General features: G+C 72.1%; 18 protein-coding genes. 3 read left to right on the top strand and 15 right to left on the bottom strand.

Annotated elements, in window-relative coordinates:
* Positions 1–64 precede the first annotated feature (64 nt).
* The 7 genes from NJE57_RS18550 to NJE57_RS18520 all read right to left on the bottom strand — a co-directional run bounded on the left by NJE57_RS18550 (position 65) and on the right by NJE57_RS18520 (position 6,632).
* The gene (locus NJE57_RS18550) at positions 65–307 is read right to left on the bottom strand and encodes a hypothetical protein (protein WP_319029994.1); all 243 of its coding nucleotides are present in this window, start codon (positions 305–307) and stop codon (positions 65–67) included.
* Positions 304–837 (bottom strand): hypothetical protein, encoded by a 534-nt coding sequence (locus tag NJE57_RS18545; RefSeq protein WP_319029993.1) that lies wholly within the window; start codon positions 835–837, stop codon positions 304–306. The genes NJE57_RS18550 and NJE57_RS18545 overlap by 4 nt, the downstream gene beginning before the upstream one ends.
* Positions 824–1,411 (bottom strand): hypothetical protein, encoded by a 588-nt coding sequence (locus tag NJE57_RS18540; RefSeq protein WP_319029992.1) that lies wholly within the window; start codon positions 1,409–1,411, stop codon positions 824–826. The genes NJE57_RS18545 and NJE57_RS18540 overlap by 14 nt, the downstream gene beginning before the upstream one ends.
* Positions 1,408–2,451 carry a porphobilinogen synthase gene (hemB, locus tag NJE57_RS18535; RefSeq protein ID WP_319029991.1) on the bottom strand — a complete coding sequence of 348 codons (1,044 nt, stop codon included), beginning with the start codon at positions 2,449–2,451 and terminating at the stop codon, positions 1,408–1,410. The genes NJE57_RS18540 and hemB overlap by 4 nt, the downstream gene beginning before the upstream one ends.
* A gap of 51 nt (positions 2,452–2,502) precedes the next feature.
* Complete coding sequence (locus tag NJE57_RS18530; protein WP_319029990.1) at positions 2,503–4,146, bottom strand: uroporphyrinogen-III synthase; 1,644 nt, start codon at positions 4,144–4,146, stop codon at positions 2,503–2,505.
* Between the two features lie 69 nt (positions 4,147–4,215).
* Positions 4,216–5,214, bottom strand: coding sequence for a hydroxymethylbilane synthase (hemC, locus tag NJE57_RS18525; protein ID WP_319029988.1), 999 nt, complete (start codon positions 5,212–5,214; stop codon positions 4,216–4,218).
* Entirely contained in the window at positions 5,211–6,632 is a 1,422-nt protein-coding gene (locus NJE57_RS18520) for a glutamyl-tRNA reductase (RefSeq protein WP_319029987.1), read from the bottom strand. Before NJE57_RS18520 ends, hemC begins: the two co-directional genes overlap by 4 nt.
* A gap of 422 nt (positions 6,633–7,054) precedes the next feature.
* On the opposite strand from NJE57_RS18520, the gene NJE57_RS18515 reads away from it, so the two are divergent.
* The gene (locus tag NJE57_RS18515; protein WP_319030039.1) at positions 7,055–7,411 is read left to right on the top strand and encodes an HNH endonuclease signature motif containing protein; all 357 of its coding nucleotides are present in this window, start codon (positions 7,055–7,057) and stop codon (positions 7,409–7,411) included.
* Positions 7,412–7,430: 19 nt separating this feature from the next.
* On the opposite strand, the gene NJE57_RS18510 is transcribed toward NJE57_RS18515, so the two are convergent.
* The gene (locus NJE57_RS18510) at positions 7,431–7,700 is read right to left on the bottom strand and encodes a glutaredoxin family protein (protein WP_319029985.1); all 270 of its coding nucleotides are present in this window, start codon (positions 7,698–7,700) and stop codon (positions 7,431–7,433) included.
* Between the two features lie 71 nt (positions 7,701–7,771).
* On the opposite strand from NJE57_RS18510, the gene NJE57_RS18505 reads away from it, so the two are divergent.
* A complete protein-coding gene (locus tag NJE57_RS18505; RefSeq protein ID WP_413464440.1) occupies positions 7,772–8,887 on the top strand; it encodes an HAD family hydrolase in 1,116 nt (371 codons plus the stop codon).
* Between the two features lie 10 nt (positions 8,888–8,897).
* Here the strand turns inward: NJE57_RS18505 and NJE57_RS18500 are convergent, their stop codons facing one another.
* From NJE57_RS18500 to NJE57_RS18470, 7 genes are all read right to left on the bottom strand, one after another.
* Positions 8,898–10,031 carry a lysophospholipid acyltransferase family protein gene (locus tag NJE57_RS18500; protein ID WP_319029984.1) on the bottom strand — a complete coding sequence of 378 codons (1,134 nt, stop codon included), beginning with the start codon at positions 10,029–10,031 and terminating at the stop codon, positions 8,898–8,900.
* Positions 10,028–11,179 (bottom strand): NAD-dependent epimerase/dehydratase family protein, encoded by a 1,152-nt coding sequence (locus NJE57_RS18495; protein ID WP_319029983.1) that lies wholly within the window; start codon positions 11,177–11,179, stop codon positions 10,028–10,030. The genes NJE57_RS18500 and NJE57_RS18495 overlap by 4 nt, the downstream gene beginning before the upstream one ends.
* Positions 11,180–11,364: 185 nt before the next feature.
* Entirely contained in the window at positions 11,365–11,466 is a 102-nt protein-coding gene (locus NJE57_RS18490) for a 30S ribosomal protein bS22 (RefSeq protein ID WP_003855542.1), read from the bottom strand.
* A 219-nt stretch (positions 11,467–11,685) separates the two neighbouring features.
* Positions 11,686–11,907, bottom strand: a complete 222-nt coding sequence (locus tag NJE57_RS18485) for a helix-turn-helix domain-containing protein (RefSeq protein WP_319029982.1) — start codon at positions 11,905–11,907, stop codon at positions 11,686–11,688.
* 279 nt (positions 11,908–12,186) lie between these two features.
* The gene (proC, locus tag NJE57_RS18480) at positions 12,187–13,029 is read right to left on the bottom strand and encodes a pyrroline-5-carboxylate reductase (RefSeq protein WP_319029981.1); all 843 of its coding nucleotides are present in this window, start codon (positions 13,027–13,029) and stop codon (positions 12,187–12,189) included.
* A 128-nt stretch (positions 13,030–13,157) separates the two neighbouring features.
* The gene (locus NJE57_RS18475; protein WP_319029979.1) at positions 13,158–14,759 is read right to left on the bottom strand and encodes a hypothetical protein; all 1,602 of its coding nucleotides are present in this window, start codon (positions 14,757–14,759) and stop codon (positions 13,158–13,160) included.
* Between the two features lies 1 nt (position 14,760).
* Entirely contained in the window at positions 14,761–15,708 is a 948-nt protein-coding gene (locus NJE57_RS18470; protein ID WP_319029978.1) for a Ppx/GppA phosphatase family protein, read from the bottom strand.
* 33 nt (positions 15,709–15,741) lie between these two features.
* Here NJE57_RS18470 and NJE57_RS18465 point away from each other — a divergent pair, with 33 nt between their 5' ends.
* Positions 15,742–16,617: a hypothetical protein gene (locus tag NJE57_RS18465; protein WP_319029977.1), complete on the top strand. Its 876-nt coding sequence runs from the start codon at positions 15,742–15,744 to the stop codon at positions 16,615–16,617.
* The last annotated feature ends 214 nt before the right edge of the window (positions 16,618–16,831 follow it).

Raw genomic sequence — 16,831 nt, 5'->3', positions numbered from 1 at the left:
CCGTCATCTGATCGTTACCGCGGGCTGGATCAGCGGCGGAAAACGGCAGGCAGAAGTAGATATATTAGTGTCTGGGCCGGGGGCGGCGACCGAGAACCGCGAGAGTCGCGGAGACCATCGCGAGGCCGGCCGCGAGCGCTGCCGCCATCAACAGCCAGGGCTCGGTGTGGATCCGCAGGATCATGCCCTCGACGGGCGGGTCGACCTCCGGCGGTCGGACGGCCACGAAGTCGCGCGACAGCCACCACAGCACCACCGCCAGGACCGCTGCGACGACGGCCCGCAGCGCGTGGCGGCGGGCGCTCACGTGGGGTCCGCGGCGGTTCCCGTGGCCGTGCCCGAGCTGGCCGATCGGACCGCGGTCTCGAGCGCGGCATGCAGGGCCACCGGGTGGCGGGTCCACGCGCGGACCTCGGCTCCGGTGTCCAGTCGCAGCCCCACGGACCGCCGGCGGCGCGGGATCTCGTGCAGTTCCCCGAGGGTGCGGGCGGTCTCCCACGAGGCCTCGGGACGGCCCTCGCCCGGCAGGGGCAGGACCTGCTCGACGCGGTCGAGTTCCAGTTCCTCGGTGCCCTGGATATACGTGGTCGGGGTGAGCCGGACGCGGCCGTGGACGCGGGTGGCGGCGATCATCACGCCGTGGCACATCGCCGTGGCGATCGCACAGACGGTGAGCATGAGCCAGTGGACGGGAGCTCCCATGCCCAGTTCGAACACCGCCGCGCCCGCACAGAACAGCGGGCCTGCGAAGATCCAGGCCCAGCTCCACCCGTCCTCGGCAAAGAGGACGGGGCCCTCGGGCTCGGGCCCCGGGCGCCCGGGTTCACTCGCCGCCACGTGCACCACCGGTGGTGAACTCCATGGCCTCGGCGGTGTGTTGGCGCCACACCGCGGTGGCGGCGCACAGTCCCGCGAGGATCTGCAGCGAGATGACGATGAAGGTGACGACCTCGCCGCGCTCCCCCGCCATGGCGACACCGCCGTACACGCCGATCACCACCGAGACCGCGTCCACCACCAGGAAGATCGCCACGATGTCGAGCATCGTGCGTGCCCAGCCCTTGCCCGCCCGCAGGCGGAAGGCCAACCACACGGTCACCACCGCGACGAGCACCGCCAGGATCGCGCCCACGATCCGGGCCATGCCGAACAGCGCCTCGATGGAGATGTCGGTGGACCCGGCGGTGTCGACGGCCTCACGGAAGGCGTCGCGGGTGGCGACGGGCAGGTCACCGAAGCGGGAGGTGGCGGCGTTGAGCAGCATCCCCAGCAGCGCGAACCCGGTGGCGGCGAGCCACAGGACCCAGGCGGAGTGGACGTCGTCGGGCAGCGGGCCCGCCGGCTCCTCGGGCCGGCCGTCGGCTCGGCCGTCGGTCCGGGCGGGCGGGCGCCACGGCCCGGTGCCGGTCACCGCGAGGCCCACCCGTCGGCGAGGAGGCGTGCGGCGTGCAGCGCCCAGTAGGTCAGGACGACGTCGGCGCCGGCGCGGCGGATGGAGATCAGCGACTCCATGACCGCAGGGTCGTGGTCGATCCAGCCGCGCTCGGCGGCGGCGGAGATCATCGCGTACTCGCCGGAGACCTGGTAGGCCGCCACGGGGACGTCGGAGATCTCGGCGGTCTGGCGCAGGACGTCGAGGTAGGACATCGCGGGCTTGACCATCACCATGTCGGCTCCCTCGTCCAGGTCCAGCCGCACCTCGCGCAGCGATTCGCGCAGGTTGGCGGGATCCTGCTGGTACGTACGGCGGTCCCCCCGCAGCGACGAGCCGACCGCCTCGCGGAACGGTCCGTAGAAGGCGCTGGCGTACTTGGCGCTGTATGCCAGGACCGCCACGTCCTGGTAGCCCTCCCGGTCGAGAGCCTCGCGAATCGCGGCGATCTGACCGTCCATCATCCCGCTGGGCCCCACCACGTGGGCGCCGGCGGCGGCCTGGGCCACGGCGAGATCGTTGTAGGCGGCCAGGGTGGCGTCGTTGTCGACGATCTGCTCGCCGCGCGGGTCGGTGCCGAGGACCCCGCAGTGACCGTGGTCGGTGAACTCGTCGAGGCAGGTGTCGGCCATCACCACGATGTCGTCGCCCACCTCCTCGCGGACCGCGGCCAGCGCACGGTTGAGGATGCCGTCGGGCGCGGCGCCGCAGCTGCCGGTGGCGTCCTTGTCCGCATCGCGCGGGACGCCGAACAGCATGATCCCGCCGAGTCCGGCCTCGGCGGCCGCGGCCGCCTCGCGGCGCAGGGAATCGACGGTGTGCTGGACGACCCCGGGCAGCGAGGAGATCGCGTGGGGCTCGTCGATGCCGTCGGCGACGAACGCCGGCAGGACCAGCTGCCGCGGGGCGAGCGTCGTCTCCGCGACGAGGCGGCGCATCGCCGGAGTCGAGCGCAGCCGGCGCGGACGCACCAGCGGTGCCGGAACGGAAGCGGTGTCGGTCTCAGGCGGAGTGGTCACGGGCTCCACTGTACGAAAGACACCGGTGGTCCGGCGCGGCGCACGACGCCATCAGCGACGGCGGGCCCGGCGACGCGGGGGCGGCAGCTCGCCGGCCTCGCGCAGCTGATCGGCGTGCTCGGCGAGCGCGTCCACCAGATCGATGATGGAGGCGTTCTCCGGCTGCACGTCCACACGGAGTCCGAACTCCGCGGCGGTCTCGGCGGTGCGCGGGCCGATGCACGCGATCAGGGTCCGGGCGTGCGGCTTGCCGGCGATCCCCACCAGGTTGCGGACGGTGGAGGAGCTGGTGAAGCACACGGCGTCGAACCCGCCGCTCTTGATCATCTCGCGGATCTCGGCGGCCGGCGGGGCCGCGCGGACGGTGCGGTACGCGGTGACGTCCTCGATCTCCCAACCGCGGCCGGTCAGGCCCTCGGCGAGGGTCTCGGTGGCGATATCGGCGCGCGGCAGCAGGACCCGGTTGACGGGATCCAGCACGTCGTCGTACGGCGGGAAGACCTCGAGCAGGCCCTGGCTGGACTGCTCGCCGGAGGGCAACAGCTCGGGCTGGATGCCCAGCTCGCGGACCCGTTCCGCGGTGCCCTCGCCCACGCAGGCGATCTTGACGCCGGAGAAGGCACGCGCGTCCAGACCGAACTCGCAGAACTTCTCCCACACCGCGCGGACCGCGTTGGAGGAGGTGAACACGACCCACTGGTAGCGGCCATCGACCAGGCCCTTGACGGCGCGCTCCATCTGGGCGGGGCTGCGCGGCGGCTCGACGGCGATGGTGGGCACCTCCACCGGGACGGCGCCGTGCTCGGCGATCCGCTCGCTCATCTCGGCGGACTGGGCCTTGGTGCGGGGCACGAGCACGTTCCAGCCGAACATGGCCCGCGACTCCCACCACTGGTGACGGTGACGCTCACCGGCGGACTTGCCGATGGTCACCACCAGGTCGCCGTCCATCTCGCGCCCGACCTCGGCCATGGTGGCCAGGGTACCGTCGGCGGACTTCTGGGCACAGAGCGAACCGGAGCAGGTCACGGTGATCGGGGTGCCCGCCGCCAGGCCCTGCTCGGCGAGGTTGGAGGCGGCCTCCGCGAGGTGCCGACCGGTGGTGCGCAGGACGATCGGGCCGGGCGAGCTCACCAGCGAGGCCCAGTCGACCTTGCCCCGGCCGTCGGCGAAGACGTACCCGGAGCCCAGCGCGATGCCGGCGAAGGCGGGCACGGCGGTGGCCTCGGCGACTCCCGGCACGACCTCGAACGGCACCACGGTGCGTCCGACGGCGGCGATCTCGGTGACCGTGGCGTCGATGGTCATGGGGTCACCGGTGACCAGCCGAACCACGTCGTGGCCCTTCTTGGCCTCGGCGACGAGCTGCTTGGCCACGGCGGCCGGCTCACCCAGGACGGGGCGCACGTCGGCCGCGGTGGGTGCGGGCAGCGTCTTGAGGCGCTTGATCTCGGCCTTGTCCTCGGCGGCGACGGCGGCGTCCATCTCGGCGCGGCGCTCGTCCAGCAGGTCCTCCGGGACCGGGACCTCGTTCGCGACGAGCGCGAGGACCTCGGTGGAGACGTCGGCGTCGGCGAAGACCAGCGCGTTACCGGCGAGGACCTCCCGGGCCCGGCAGGTGAGCATCCCCGCGTTACCTGGACCGCCGCCGACGAAGCGGACGGTTCCGGGGCGGGTGGAGCGTGCTCGAGTCATTGTTCGTCTCTCCGTGGTGTGGGTGTCGCGCGCTGGCTGCGCGCGACGGGGAGCATGAAAGGGGATCGATCAGGTTTCTGTGACGGTCGGTGGCGCCGTCGTCGACTCTCTCGGTACGAGCGGCGCCCGTTCCTCGGTGGATTTCTCGGCCATCAGGTCTCGGGCGCCTCGATCGAGCAGGTCCGCCGCGAGTCGGCGCCCCAGCTCGTCCGCGGCGTTGACGGGTCCGTCCGGGTGGTCCGCGATTGCGGTCGAGCCCTCGGTGCGCAGCACGGTCGAGCCGTCGTGGGCGGCGGCCACCGCGTGCAACGTGAGGACTCCTCCGTCGAGGTCGGCGCGCGCCCCGACGGGAGCGGTGCACCCGGCCTCGAGCTCGGCGAGCAGCCGGCGTTCGGCCGTCACCTGGATCTTGGAGGGCAGGTGGTCGAGCACGGCGATCGCCTCGGCCGCCCCGGGGTCGTCGGCGCGGCATTCGACGGCGAGGGCGCCCTGCGCCGGGGCGGGGAGCATCTCATCGATGCCGAACCGCTGGCTGGCCCGGTCGCCCTGGCCCACCCGGTCGAGCCCGGCGCCGGCCAGCACGACCGCGTCGAGATCACCGCTGGTGACGTACGACATGCGCGTGTCGATGTTGCCGCGCAGCGGGTGCAGGTCCAGATCCGGCCGGACCGCGGCGAGCTGGGAGCGCCGGCGGGGCGCGGAGGTGCCCACCCGGGCGCCCTCGGGCAGCTCCGCCAGGGTCAGCCCGTCCCGGGCGATGAGCACATCCGAGGGGTCGACGCGGGGCGGCACCACCATGGGCGCGAACCGCTCGTCGGTCGCGGTGGGCAGGTCCTTGTACGAGTGGACCGCGACGTCGCAGTCGCCGCGCTCGAGCGCGAGACGCAACTCCATGGTGAACACGCCCACGCCGATCCGCTCGACCGGCGCCATCACCACGTCGCCCCTGGTCCGCACGATCACCAGTTCGGCCGGGTGTCCGGCGGCGATGAGCGCGTCCCGCACGTGCCCGGCCTGTGTGGTGGCGAGGTTGCTGCCCCGCGTGCCCACCTTCAGGGTCCTGCTCATGACGCCTCCTCGTCCACGCTCGACTCACCCGTGATGCCCTGCTCTGTGATGTTCTGCTCCGTGCTGCTCTCGTCCGTGCCGTCCAGATCGTCCAGATCGAACAGGGTCCGTACGACGGCCGCCAGGTTCTCCCCGTCCGGCTGGGCGGCGAGTTCCTTGAACCTCACCGTCGGCGGGTGCAGCAGCTTGTCGACCACGCGGCGGACGGTGTTGGCCACCTCGTCGCGGACCTTGTCGTCCATCTCGGGCAGGCGCGAGTCCAGGCGTCGCATCTCGGCCGCCACCACCTGTCCACCGCGGCCGCGCAGGCGGCCGATCAGTGGCCCGACCCCGGCCATGCGCTCGGCCTGCGTGTAAGCGGCGAGCTCGGTGTCGACGATCGTGCGGGCGGCGTCGGCGTCGGCGGCCGCGGCCGAGGTGGCGGGATCGGCGTTGAGGGCCTCGATGCCCAGCACCGTCACGCCCGGCAGTCCCGAGACCGCGGGGTCGACGTCGCGCGGCATCCCCAGGTCGCAGATCACCAGCGGGCGGTCCCGGTCGCGGCGGGCCACGGCGGTGTGCACGTCGCCCAGCGTCACGACCGTGCCCACGGCGCCGGTACAGGTGAAGAGGATGTCGGCGGCGGCGATCCCGTCGGCCAGGTCCTCCATCGGGAAGGCCGAGGCGGGAGTGCCGGAGTCGCGGGCGATCTCCGAGAGACGGTCGGCGCGCTCCGGGGTGCGGTTGGTGACGTCGATATGAGCGATCCCGGCCCGGCCCAGGTGCGCGACGGCGAGCCCGCCCATCGCACCCGCCCCGAGTACGACCGCCCGGCGACCGTCGAGACGGCGGGGCCGCGCCGCGCCGGGTGCGGGGGCCGTCTCGTCGTCGTCGATTCCTCCGGCCGCGAGGATCTCCGCGGCGCGGTCCAACGCCACCGACACCACCGACGACCCCGCCGAGTCGATACCGGTCTCGGTGTGGACGCGCTTGCCCACGTGGAGGGCCTGCTGGGCCAGGCGGTGCAGCGTGGAGCCGGCCGCGCCGATGTCGGAGGCGGACTGGTAGGCGGTGCGGATCTGCCCGATGATCTGCTGCTCGCCCACGACCATCGAGTCCAGACCCGAGGCCACCGAGAACAGGTGCTCGGCGGCCGATTCGGAGTACCGGACGTAGAGGTGGCGGCTGAGCTCGTCGGGCGAGAGTCCGGAATGGCGCGAGAGCAGGCCCACGACGTCGTCGAGCGCCGGGTGGAACGCCTCCACGGCCGCGTAGACCTCCACGCGGTTACAGGTGGTGACGATCATCGCCTCGTCGACGTGCGTGCCGCTGATCAGGTGCTCGGTGAGAGCGTCGCGATCGGTCTCCGCGACGGCCACCGACTCCAGCAGGGAGACGGGGGCGCTGTGGTGGGACAGGCCCACCAGGAGAATGCTCACAGTCGACCCCCCGTTGCAGGCGCCGAAGGGGCCCATGCCAGAATGGGCACCGCCCAGTCAACTCGGGAGAACGGGAACGACGGGACCGCACTGGACGCACACGCGAAACAGTGGTCCACAGTCGGTCGTCTCCTGTCGGTGTGCACGGCTGCAAACAGGGCGATCCCCAGTGGAATCCCCTGCCGGGACGGCCGTGGCCTGAGCTCGCGATCGACCCGCAACGAACTCCACCGTAACCCGCATGACACCCCGGGACAAAACCGTCGCCGGGGCGGATGCTATGCCCGGGACGCCCCGCGTCGTCGCCGTGAACAGCGCCGACCCCCGACTCCCGGGACCCGCTCCGCGGCGCGGCACGGTCGACGTACGGTTGCGCCGTGCCCCCTCGTCGTCGGTCCTCCGCCACACGGTCCTCCGCCACCGTGTCCGCGGCCAGGCGCGCGCGGTACGCCAGGCGACGGAAGGTGCGGCTCGCCCGCGTCGACAACGACCTCACCGCCCCGCAGTGGGCCGACCTGCTCGACGCCTGGAGCGGATGCGCCTACTGCCGGGCGGACGGCCCCGCGCTGCAGCGCGACTGCGTCATGCCCGTCTCCCGTGGCGGGCGCTACACCCTGGAGAACGTGGTCCCCGCCTGCGCCTCCTGCAACGCCAGCAAGCACAACAGCGAGGTCACCGGCTGGCTCCGGCGCAAGAAGCTCGACGAGGGCGCCTTCCTGCTCCGACACGCGACGATCCTGCAGTCACTGCGCGCCGGCGACCACCGCGACGACGACTGAACGCGGACGACCGAACGCCTCAGTCCCAGCCCGGGAACGGATCCGGCTCGCCGAGAGTGGCGAGCAACTCGTCGTCGTCGACCTCCCAACACGAGTGCTCCGCGCCGTCCACCAACACCACCGGCAGGCGGTCGCCGTACTCCACCGCGAGCTCGGGGTCGCGGGCCCGGTCCACGTCCACCAGCTCGAGCCGCGCCCGCTCCGGGGGGCACAGCGGGATCAACTGGCCGTGGACGCGGACGCAGCTCCCACAGCCCTCGCGGGTAAGCAGGGTCACCGTGTGCACCATGCCTCGATAGTGCCCGACCCGTCCCGGGCTGCCCTAGGATGGGGTCCCACCCCCACTAGGAGGTCCACCCGGTGAACGACGACACCGACGCCAGCGACGGCCCGGACGGCCCCGACGTCGATGCCCCGGACACCGACGATCCCGACGGTTCGGAGGGTCCCGACGCCGACGTTCCGGACCCCGGCCGCGGTATCCGGCTCCCCGGCCGGGCAGACGTCACGACAGCGATCGGGCGGTTGGTCTGGCGCCGCCGCAGCGCCCGCGACCAGAGGGTCGCCGGCGAGGCCTCCGCCAAGAACGCGGTCAAGCTCGATCCCGGGTCCGAGCCGGGTCCCCCGCTGGCCGACGCCACGCTCACCGACGCCGACCACGCCTCCGCGACGTTCGTCCCCGACCCGCAGGCCGCGGCGTTCTTCGACGTCGACAACACCCTCATCCAGGGCGCCTCGATCATCCTGCTGGCCCGCGGGCTGGCCAAGCACAAGTTCTTCACCGCGCAGGACGTGGCGGGGCTGGCGTGGTCGCAGGTCAAGTTCCGGGTCTCCGGCAGAGAGAACGCCGATGACGTGGCCGCCGGGCGCGACAAGGCGCTGAGCTTCGTCCAGGGACACACCGTCGCGGAGCTGACCGCCCTCAGCGAGGAGGTGGTGGACACCTCGATGCTCGACCGCGTCTGGCCCGGCACCCGCTCGCTCGTGCAGATGCACCTCGACGCCGGTCAGCAGGTCTGGTTGGTCACCGCCACGCCCGTCATGCTGGCGCGGGTGATCGCCTCCAGGCTCGGGCTCTCCGGCGCGCTCGGCACCGTGGCCGAGGAGGAGGACGGCGTGTACACCGGCAAGCTGGTGGGCGACATCCTGCACGGGCCCGGCAAGGCGCATGCCATCTCCACCCTCGCCGAGGCCGAGGGCTTCGACCTGAGCAAGTGCTACGCCTACTCGGACAGCTTCAACGACATGCCCATGCTGACGATGGTCGGCAACCCGGTGGCGATCAACCCGGACGGCCGGCTGCGCAAGTACGCCTCGGAGAACGGCTGGGACATCAAGGACTTCCGCACGGTGCGCAAGGCCGCCAAGAAGGCGGTGCCGGGTGTGCTCGCGGTGGGGGGACTCGCGGGAGCCCGGGCCGCCGTCCGCTCCTCCTACGGCGCGCGCACGATCGGTCAGGTCCGCCGGATGTTCTGAGCCGCCCGGCTCAGCCGAAGAAGACGCTCCCGCGGCGCGCGAGGTTGCGGAACAGCGTGTTCTGGATGGTCTCGCGGACCTGGTCGGTGATCTCGAAGACCACCATCGGGTCGTCGGCGGCGTCGGGACCCAGGTTCGAGGTCTCGATGGGCTTGCCGAACTCGATGGTCCACTTGGTGGGCAGCGGGATGCCGCCGAGGCCGCCGAGCAGCGGGAACGTGGGCGTGATGGGCAGGTACGGCAGTCCGAGCAGCCGGGCCAGCGGGGGGAACTCGCCGATCTTGGGGTAGATCTCCTCGGAGCCCACCACCGAGCACGGGATGATCGGGGCCCCCACGGACAGGGCGGTCGCCACGAAGCCGCCGCGGCCGAAGCGCTGCAGCCGGTACCGGTCCGCGAACGGCTTCCCCAGCCCCTTGTAGCCCTCCGGCCACACCGCCACCACGTTTCCGCCCTCCAGCAGCCGCTCGGCGTCGGCGGCGCAGGCCAGGGACGCCCCGGCCCGGCGGGCCAGCGGCGCGGACATCGGCAGCGTCATGGCCAGGTCCGCGGCCAGCAGCCGCAGGGCACGTCCGGCGTGGTCGTTGACGGCGACGGTGGTCATGAGAGCGTCCACCGGCAGCACACCGGCGTGGTTGGACACGATCAGCCCGGCGCCGTCGGCGGGGATGTTCTCGGCGCCGATCACCTCGACGCGGAACCAGTGCTCGTACAGCGGCCGCCACAGGGGCAGCCAGACGTTCCGGTGGAAGTGCTCGTCGAACCCGAACTCGTCGACCTCGTACCCGCCGGTGATCCGGGTCGCGATCAGCTCGCCGACCCCGTTGACGGCGTCGACCAGCCCGGACAGCGCGCTCACGTCGCCGGTCGCGAGCATCACGTCGACCCCCCGGGCGATGTCGCGCACCGGGGACAGCAACTCGGCGTCGACGGGCAGCGCCTCCAGCACCTGCCCGAGCGAGGCCCGCATGGAGGTGAGGAACCGGTCGACGATCCGGCCGATCTCGGTGGCGGCGGCGTCGCTGCTGCTGGTGGTGCCGAGGAAACCCTCGCCCACGATGCGGCTACTCCGCGAGTCGCGGCCGCCCTCCCCCCAGCGCGGGCCGCCCAGCGGCCGGCTCAGGTCGAACTCCGGGCCCTTCACAGCGCCTCCTCCTCGATCGGGTCGGGTAGCGCGCCCAGTGCCTCGAGCTCACACAGGGTGGTGTCGACCCCGGCGCGCAGGCGGGTGGCCACGGGCGACGGGAGCAGCGCCGCGATCCGGGCCGTCTTACGCTCGAGCGACTCCCGAGTTATCAGCGGCTCCGTGCCCGAGTCCACCAGGTAGGCGTGCAGTGCCTCCTCGGTGGTGTACCGCGGGGTGAAGCCGAACTCGTCGCGCATGCGCGTGGTGTCCACTGCGCGGCCGAAACGCAGGTAGCGCAGCTGCGACGGCCCGATGTCGCGCAGTCCCCGGCTGGACAACAGGCGCACCGCGAGCTTGAACGTCTGCGGCGGTACCGGCAGTGGGACGTGCCCGGCGCGACGGATGGCCTGGGAGAGCGTGAGGATCCCGTCGCCGGCGATGTTGAACGTCCCCGGCGCCGCCCCCATCGTGGCGTGCACCAGCGCGTCGAGGGCGTCCTGCGGGTGCAGCAGCTGGATGCGGGGGTCGTAGCCGGCCAGCACGGGGGCGATCGACGGCGCGAGCAGCTCCCCGAACACCGTGGGCTCGGGCAGACCGAGGATCGCGGGGATCCGCAGGATGGTCACGTCGATGTCCGGGCGCTTGCGGGACATCCCGCGCACGTATCCCTCGACCGACAGGTGGTCCAGCGGGATGCCGCCGCTGGGTTGGCGGCGGGCGGCCATGTCCTCGGTGAACATCGCCGGATCCACGCCCGAGGAGCCGTACACGGTGGTCGAGGAGATCAGTACGAAGCGTCGGACCGACGCGGCCCGCCCGCAGGCCGCGATCACGTGCATCGAGCCCATGATGTTGGACTCCTTGACGGCCGCGCGGCCGCCCGCGGCGAAATCGGTGTGGTGCAGCCCCGCGTGGACCACGGTGTCGATGCCGGCGTCGCGCAGGATGCCCTGCAGGCGCGGGGACTGCGGGTCGAGGCGGACGAACTCGGCGTCCCTCATGCGCCGGCGGTGCTGCGGCGACGGCTTGACGGAGTCGATGGCCAGGACCCGCTCGACGGTTCCGCTCCGGAGCAACATCCCCACGAGGTGCGCGCCGAGGTAGCGGCTTCCGCCCACGACCGCGACCGCCCGGGCGGGCCGACGGGTTGGCACTTCGGGGTTCACCCGGCCCACTCTAGCCGTGGACCCCCCTGCTCCGGTGCCCGGTAGGCCCACCCGATCGCCGGCCGATCCCGAGTGGCGAACTGCCGCCCGGGAGACCTGCTGACACACCGATGCCCGCCACCCTTGAAGGGTGGCGGGCATCCGCTACAGGCGTGAGTCCGGGCGCTATCGAGCAGCCGCCGGACTCACTTACCGAGCTTGCGACGCTGCACGCGCGTACGGCGGAGCATCTTGCGGTGCTTCTTCTTGGACATACGCTTGCGGCGCTTCTTGATCACAGAACCCATATCGGGGGTCACCTACCTGTCGACTGCTGGTCTGGGGCATCTTGGCTAACTGCGCTCCGGCAGCTGAGCGGACTCAAAGCCGGGACGGAACCCGTCCAGACTACCCGCAGGTGGGGCCGTTATGAAAACGGACCCGGGGGCCGCCCCGGAGAGGCTCGGCCGTTCGAAAATTCAGCCGTTCGAAAAATCAGCCGGTCGGAAAACCAGCCGGCTGGAAAATCAGCCGGCCGAGAAGTACGAGGTGTCCAGGTACTCGTGGACGGCCTTGGAATGCACGCGGAACGACCGGCCCACCCGCACCGCGGGGAGCTCGCCCGAATGGACGAGCCTGTACACCGTCATCTTGGACACGCGCATCAGCGCAGCGACCTCAGCAACGGTCAGGAACTGCGATCCCCCCGCCGCTTGCGCGCCGCCTTCGTTCTTATCGCTAGTCGCCATCTCACAACCCTTCGTGGCACGCGTCGTGCCGCAGGCTTCCCCTCCTGCGGTACGGACACGCACGTGCTGGGTATGAGCCTAGCGTGAAGGGTGTGATCAATGCGACGGGAGTGGGCAAATTACTTCGACGACACGCCGCGCCACCCCTGCCTGACCCGCCCTGAACTGGGCTTGTGCTAAATGCGGCGACCCGCCGGGTGGTTGATCTCTCACCCGGCGGGTCGCGTGCGTTCCCGTGCCCGGCTCGCCTGTCCGGCGCAGCGGGCTCGCGCGGGTCGGTCAGTGGCCGCGCTCGTCGTCGTCGGCCTTCTGTGCCGCCTGCGCCAGCTCCAGCGACCTGGTCGCGGCCGCCTCCACCGCGTTCGCCACCGCGGACCTCAGGCCCCCGGCCTCCAGCCGCCGGATCGCCGCCGCGGTGGTGCCGCCCGGCGAGCTGACGCCGGCGCGCAGATCGGCGGGGCCCTCCCCGCCGCCGGTGAGCATCGCGCCCGCGCCCAGGGCCGTGCCGGAGGCGAGTCGCAACGCGACGTCTCGTGAGATGCCCTGTTCGACCGCCGCGTCCACCATGGCCTCGGCCAGGAGGAAGAAGTAGGCGGGCCCGGAACCCGACACGGCCGTCACCGCGTCCATCTGGGACTCGTCGACGACGACGACGGAGCCCACGCTCTCCATGATGGCGACCACCTTCTCCAGGTGCTCGTCGCGCGCGTAGCGGCCCTTGCAGACCGCCGAGACGCCCTGCCCCACCAGCATCGCCGTGTTGGGCATCACCCGGACCACCGGCGAACCCGCGCTGAGCCTGTTCTCCAGCACCGACGTGGGCACGCCCGCCGCGAGCGAGACCACGATCGACTCGTGGACGCTGTCGGAGATCGCGTTGCCGATCCGGTCGACGACCGCCGGGACGTCACCGGGCTTGACGGCCACCACGATCACATCCGCGCCCTCGCACCCGATGTCGAGGCCGGTCTCGAGGATGCAGTACTTCTTGGCCAGCTCGGCGGCGCGGGACTCGACGGCCTCGATCACCGCGATGTCGGAGGGTTCGGTGCCGGACTCCCGGAGTCCCGCGATGAGGGCCTCACCGATTCGTCCGCCACCGACCACTGCAATTCTCGTCATGCCCCATACAGTGCCACACGCTCTCGGCGGGCCCGCGCGGCTCGTCCCGCGGCGGGGGCGCCCGTGACGACGACTCCGCCCGCACCGGAAGGGCGCGGGCGGAGGGTCGGGGCGGGGCGGTGGGCCGGCTAGGTGACCACCCTGAGCAGCAGGGGTCCGCAGGTCACGCCAAGGCCGACGATCACCGCCAGTGCGATGCTGACCATGTCGTTCGACCGCCGCAGCACGCGGACCATCGCCACCAGCCCGACAATCACCACGACCGCCAGCGCCATGGCCACCCACGGCAGGTCACGCCACAGCAACTGGAAGCCGATGAACAACGCCGCGCCGGCGACGCCGGCGGCCAGCACCTGCGCCACGAGGACCAGCCACTCCGTGGTGGAGGAGCGTCCGGGGGTGTCGGCGGTGTCGGCGGTGTCCGGGGCGTCGTCCGGTCCGCGATCCCGCGAGGACTCGGGCAGGGCCGTCGTCCGGTCGTGGGCCGCCTGAGCCGGGGCCGTCTGATCCGGGCCCGTCTGATCCGGGGTGGCCGGCATGGAGGCCGTCCGGGCGGAGGCGGCCTCCGCGGTGGCTGCCCCGCCGGCCGACGCGAGACCCGCCGCGGCCAGACCGGGGGCGGACGCCTCGGTGGGGGCATCGGGTGCGCGATGGGCGGTCGAGCCGCTGCCCGACGGCGCACCCCACGTCGAGGTCCCACCAGCGGGCGCGGGCGCGGGCGCCGACTTCTGGGCAGGCCCCCCGACGGGCGTCGAGTCCGTGGGCTTCGGCTCTGCGGGTGTCGGCTCTGCGGGTGTCGGCTCTGCAGGCGTCGATGCTGCCGGGGCGGTCGTCGGCGCCGACGCGGCGGGTGCGTCGGTCTTCGTCACCGGCACGGTCGGAGCAGGGCGGGACGCCGTCGACGGGGTCCCCGCGATCGCGGAGTCCGGCCTGCGCGACTCCGGCCCGTCCGTATCGCCGCCCGACGCGGCCACTCCCGCTGCCGCGGTCCCGGCGACACCCGCGGCAGCGCCTGCCGCGACACCCGGAGAGGTCCCCGGTCGCTGCGCCGGGGTCGGCCGCACGGCCGGGGCGTCGAACCGCGACTGCTCGGCATCCTTGCGCTTGCGGCCGAACAGCCCGCGCAGGCCACCCTTCCTGCCGGAATCGGCGGCCTGCTCGTCGACGGCCGGCGGCGGCGTGGGCTGCTGCGGAGGGGCGTTCTGCGGGGCCGCCTGTTGAGGGGCCGCCTGCTGAGGGGCCGCCTGCTGAGGAACGCTCTGCGGCGGAGCGGTCGGCGCTGACTGTGCCTGCTGCGGGGCTGCCGACGGAGCGCCTGCGGGCGTCACCGGTGCCTCGGCGGCGGGGGTCGCCGGTCGATCGGCGGACCTCCGTCGCCGCCCGGGTGGGGCGGTTGCCGGCGTTGTCGTCGTCGTCTCGGGGGTCTTCTCCTCGGCCCCGGTCGCTGCGTTGTCGGCCTTCGTGCTGCCGGCCTTCGTGTTGTCGGCTTCGGCCTGCTCGGCCTCCTCCGCCTCGCGGGCCCGGCGACGGGCGGCGCGACTGCTGAGCACCGTGTCATCGGTGATCTTGGGGATCTCTCCGGTGAGCTCGGAGACGCTCACACCGCTACCGCCCTCGTCGGCCCGCCGGTGCCGGCGCCCCGTCGGTGCGGCCGCGTCCGACTGCTCCGCGCCCATGCGCTTGAGCAGCTCCGCCACGGTGATCTGCTGACCGTCCTGATCCTCGGCCATCTCAGCTCCCCTTTCCGTCGCCGCCCGCGTCCCGGTCGAGACGCTGCAGAATGAGCCCCTCCCGCAGAGCCCACGGGCAGATTTTCACACTTTCCAAACCCAGAGCCCTCATAGACGCCTCCGCCACCAGCGCTCCCGCGACCACCTGATGCGACCGGTCAGAGCTGATCCCCTCCAACTCTGCCCTGTCGGCGGCCGTCATGCGAGAGATAAAGGCGATCACCTGCCGCAGACCCGACGCGGTGAGAACCCGTTCCACCCGTGGCCCCTCCGAAGACGGCGCAGCGCCGGTCAGCCGCGCCAGAGTGCGGAAGGTCTTGGACGTGGCGCAGGCCAGATCGGGCTCACCGGCCGCACGGATGGCCTTGGCGGGCCCATCGAGCTCGGCGTCGATGTAGTCCCGCAGCTGATTGATGCGCTTGCGCTCGGGCGGATCCGAGTGGAACCAGTCATGGGTGAGCCGGCCGGCGCCCAGGGCCAGGCTGTAGGCGTGTTCGGGCAGCTCGTCCTCCCCGCTCGTGAGCTCCAACGAGCCACCACCGATGTCGAGGTTGACGATCCGCCCGGCGCTCCACCCGAACCACCGGCGGGCCGCAAGGAACGTCATGCGCGCCTCGTCCTCGCCGGAGAGCACGCGCAGCTCGATGCCCGTCTCCTTCTCGACCTTCGACAGGACGGCGTCCGAGTTGGCCGCGTCGCGCACCGCGGAGGTGGCCAGTGCCATCACCTCGCCGCACTTGGTGGCCTTGGCCAGATCGGCGGCCTCGTTGACCGCGTCGATCAGCCGGGCGATGCCGGTCTTGGAGATGTTGTCCTCGTCGTCGAGGTACTCGATCAGCCGCAGACGGGTCTTGGAATCGTTCATCGGCGTGGGATGGCCGCCCCGATGGGCGTCGACCACCACGAAATGGACCGTGTTGCTCCCGACGTCCAGGACACCTAATCTCACACGCCCACCCTAAACGGTCTACGGTCGCAGGTTGTGACCGCCACCGAACGCACCAGCACCCCGGGCGCGCCCCTGCCGGAAGTCCCCCTCGACTTCCCCCGCGAGTGGTACACGTTCCCCGACCCCGCGAACGACGAACACCTGGTCTCCGCGGACATGACCTGGCTGCTGTCCTCGTGGACCTGCGTCTTCGGCACACCGGCCTGCCACGGCATCGACACCGACCAACCCGACTCGGGTTGTTGTACCCACGGGGCGTTCCTGTGCGACGACGACGACCGCGAACGCCTGACGCTGAACGTCGAACTCCTGGGTCCCGACGACTGGCAGCACCGGGAGGCCGCTCTGGAGGCCGCGGGGTCCGAGGGCGGCGATCTCGAGCCATGGCTGGAGGAGGACGAACTCACCGGTGACGACGGCGAGCCCGAGCCCGCCCTGCGGACGCGTCGCCTGGGCGGCCGATGCGTGTTCTTCAACGACGTCGGCTTCCCGGCCGGGTCGGGCTGCGCCCTGCACCACATGGCGGCGCGCACGGGCCGCACCCTGCCCGAGGCCAAACCGGACGTGTGCTGGCAGCTGCCCATCCGGCGTACGCAGGAGTGGGAGACGCGGGCCGACGAGGTGGAGGTCCTCCACACCCGTATCGGTGAGTACGACCGACGTGGTTGGGGCCCCGGCGGACTTGACCTGGACTGGTACTGCACCGGATCGCCCGAAGCACACGTCGGGGCCGAGCCGGTGTACGTCTCCCTGCGCGACGAGTTGGTGGAGCTACTGGGGGCCCGGAACTACGAGGTCCTGGCCGCCGCGTGCCGGCGCCGCAGCCAGCTGGGGATCGTGGCCGTGCACCCGGCGACGGAGCGTGCGCAGACCGGGCAGGCACAAACAGGGCGGGCCTGCGGCAGCTGACCGGGCCCCACCCATCCCGGGCATCCGCCCCCCTGGCCGGCCCCACCATCCCGGGCATCCGCTCCAGCGCATGTACTCCCGCGTGCGCAGCGCGTTCTCTGCCAGCCTGATCGTGAGACAGGTTGGTGCAGTGCGCGGGGATCGGAGTTTGGACGATGATGACTACGCCGATAGGTATTACTGCGACGGGCAGGCGGACGTTTTCGGTCGCGTT

Origin of the sequence: Dietzia sp. PP-33 (assembly GCF_033790845.1) — a bacterium.
Taxonomy (GTDB): domain Bacteria; phylum Actinomycetota; class Actinomycetes; order Mycobacteriales; family Mycobacteriaceae; genus Dietzia.
The sequence above is the reverse complement of the archived record's forward strand: the minus strand, read 5'-3'. Positions and strand labels throughout refer to the sequence as shown.

What these genes read in the sequence shown, in the direction of transcription:
- NJE57_RS18530 (WP_319029990.1), bottom strand. Translation starts at nt 4,146, where the DNA reads ATGACTCGAGCACGCTCCACCCGCCCCGGAACCGTCCGCTTCGTCGGC.
- hemC (WP_319029988.1), bottom strand. Translation starts at nt 5,214, where the DNA reads ATGAGCAGGACCCTGAAGGTGGGCACGCGGGGCAGCAACCTCGCCACC.
- NJE57_RS18510 (WP_319029985.1), bottom strand. Translation starts at nt 7,700, where the DNA reads ATGGTGCACACGGTGACCCTGCTTACCCGCGAGGGCTGTGGGAGCTGC.
- NJE57_RS18490 (WP_003855542.1), bottom strand. Translation starts at nt 11,466, where the DNA reads ATGGGTTCTGTGATCAAGAAGCGCCGCAAGCGTATGTCCAAGAAGAAG.
- NJE57_RS18485 (WP_319029982.1), bottom strand. Translation starts at nt 11,907, where the DNA reads ATGGCGACTAGCGATAAGAACGAAGGCGGCGCGCAAGCGGCGGGGGGA.
- proC (WP_319029981.1), bottom strand. Translation starts at nt 13,029, where the DNA reads ATGACGAGAATTGCAGTGGTCGGTGGCGGACGAATCGGTGAGGCCCTC.
- NJE57_RS18475 (WP_319029979.1), bottom strand. Translation starts at nt 14,759, where the DNA reads ATGGCCGAGGATCAGGACGGTCAGCAGATCACCGTGGCGGAGCTGCTC.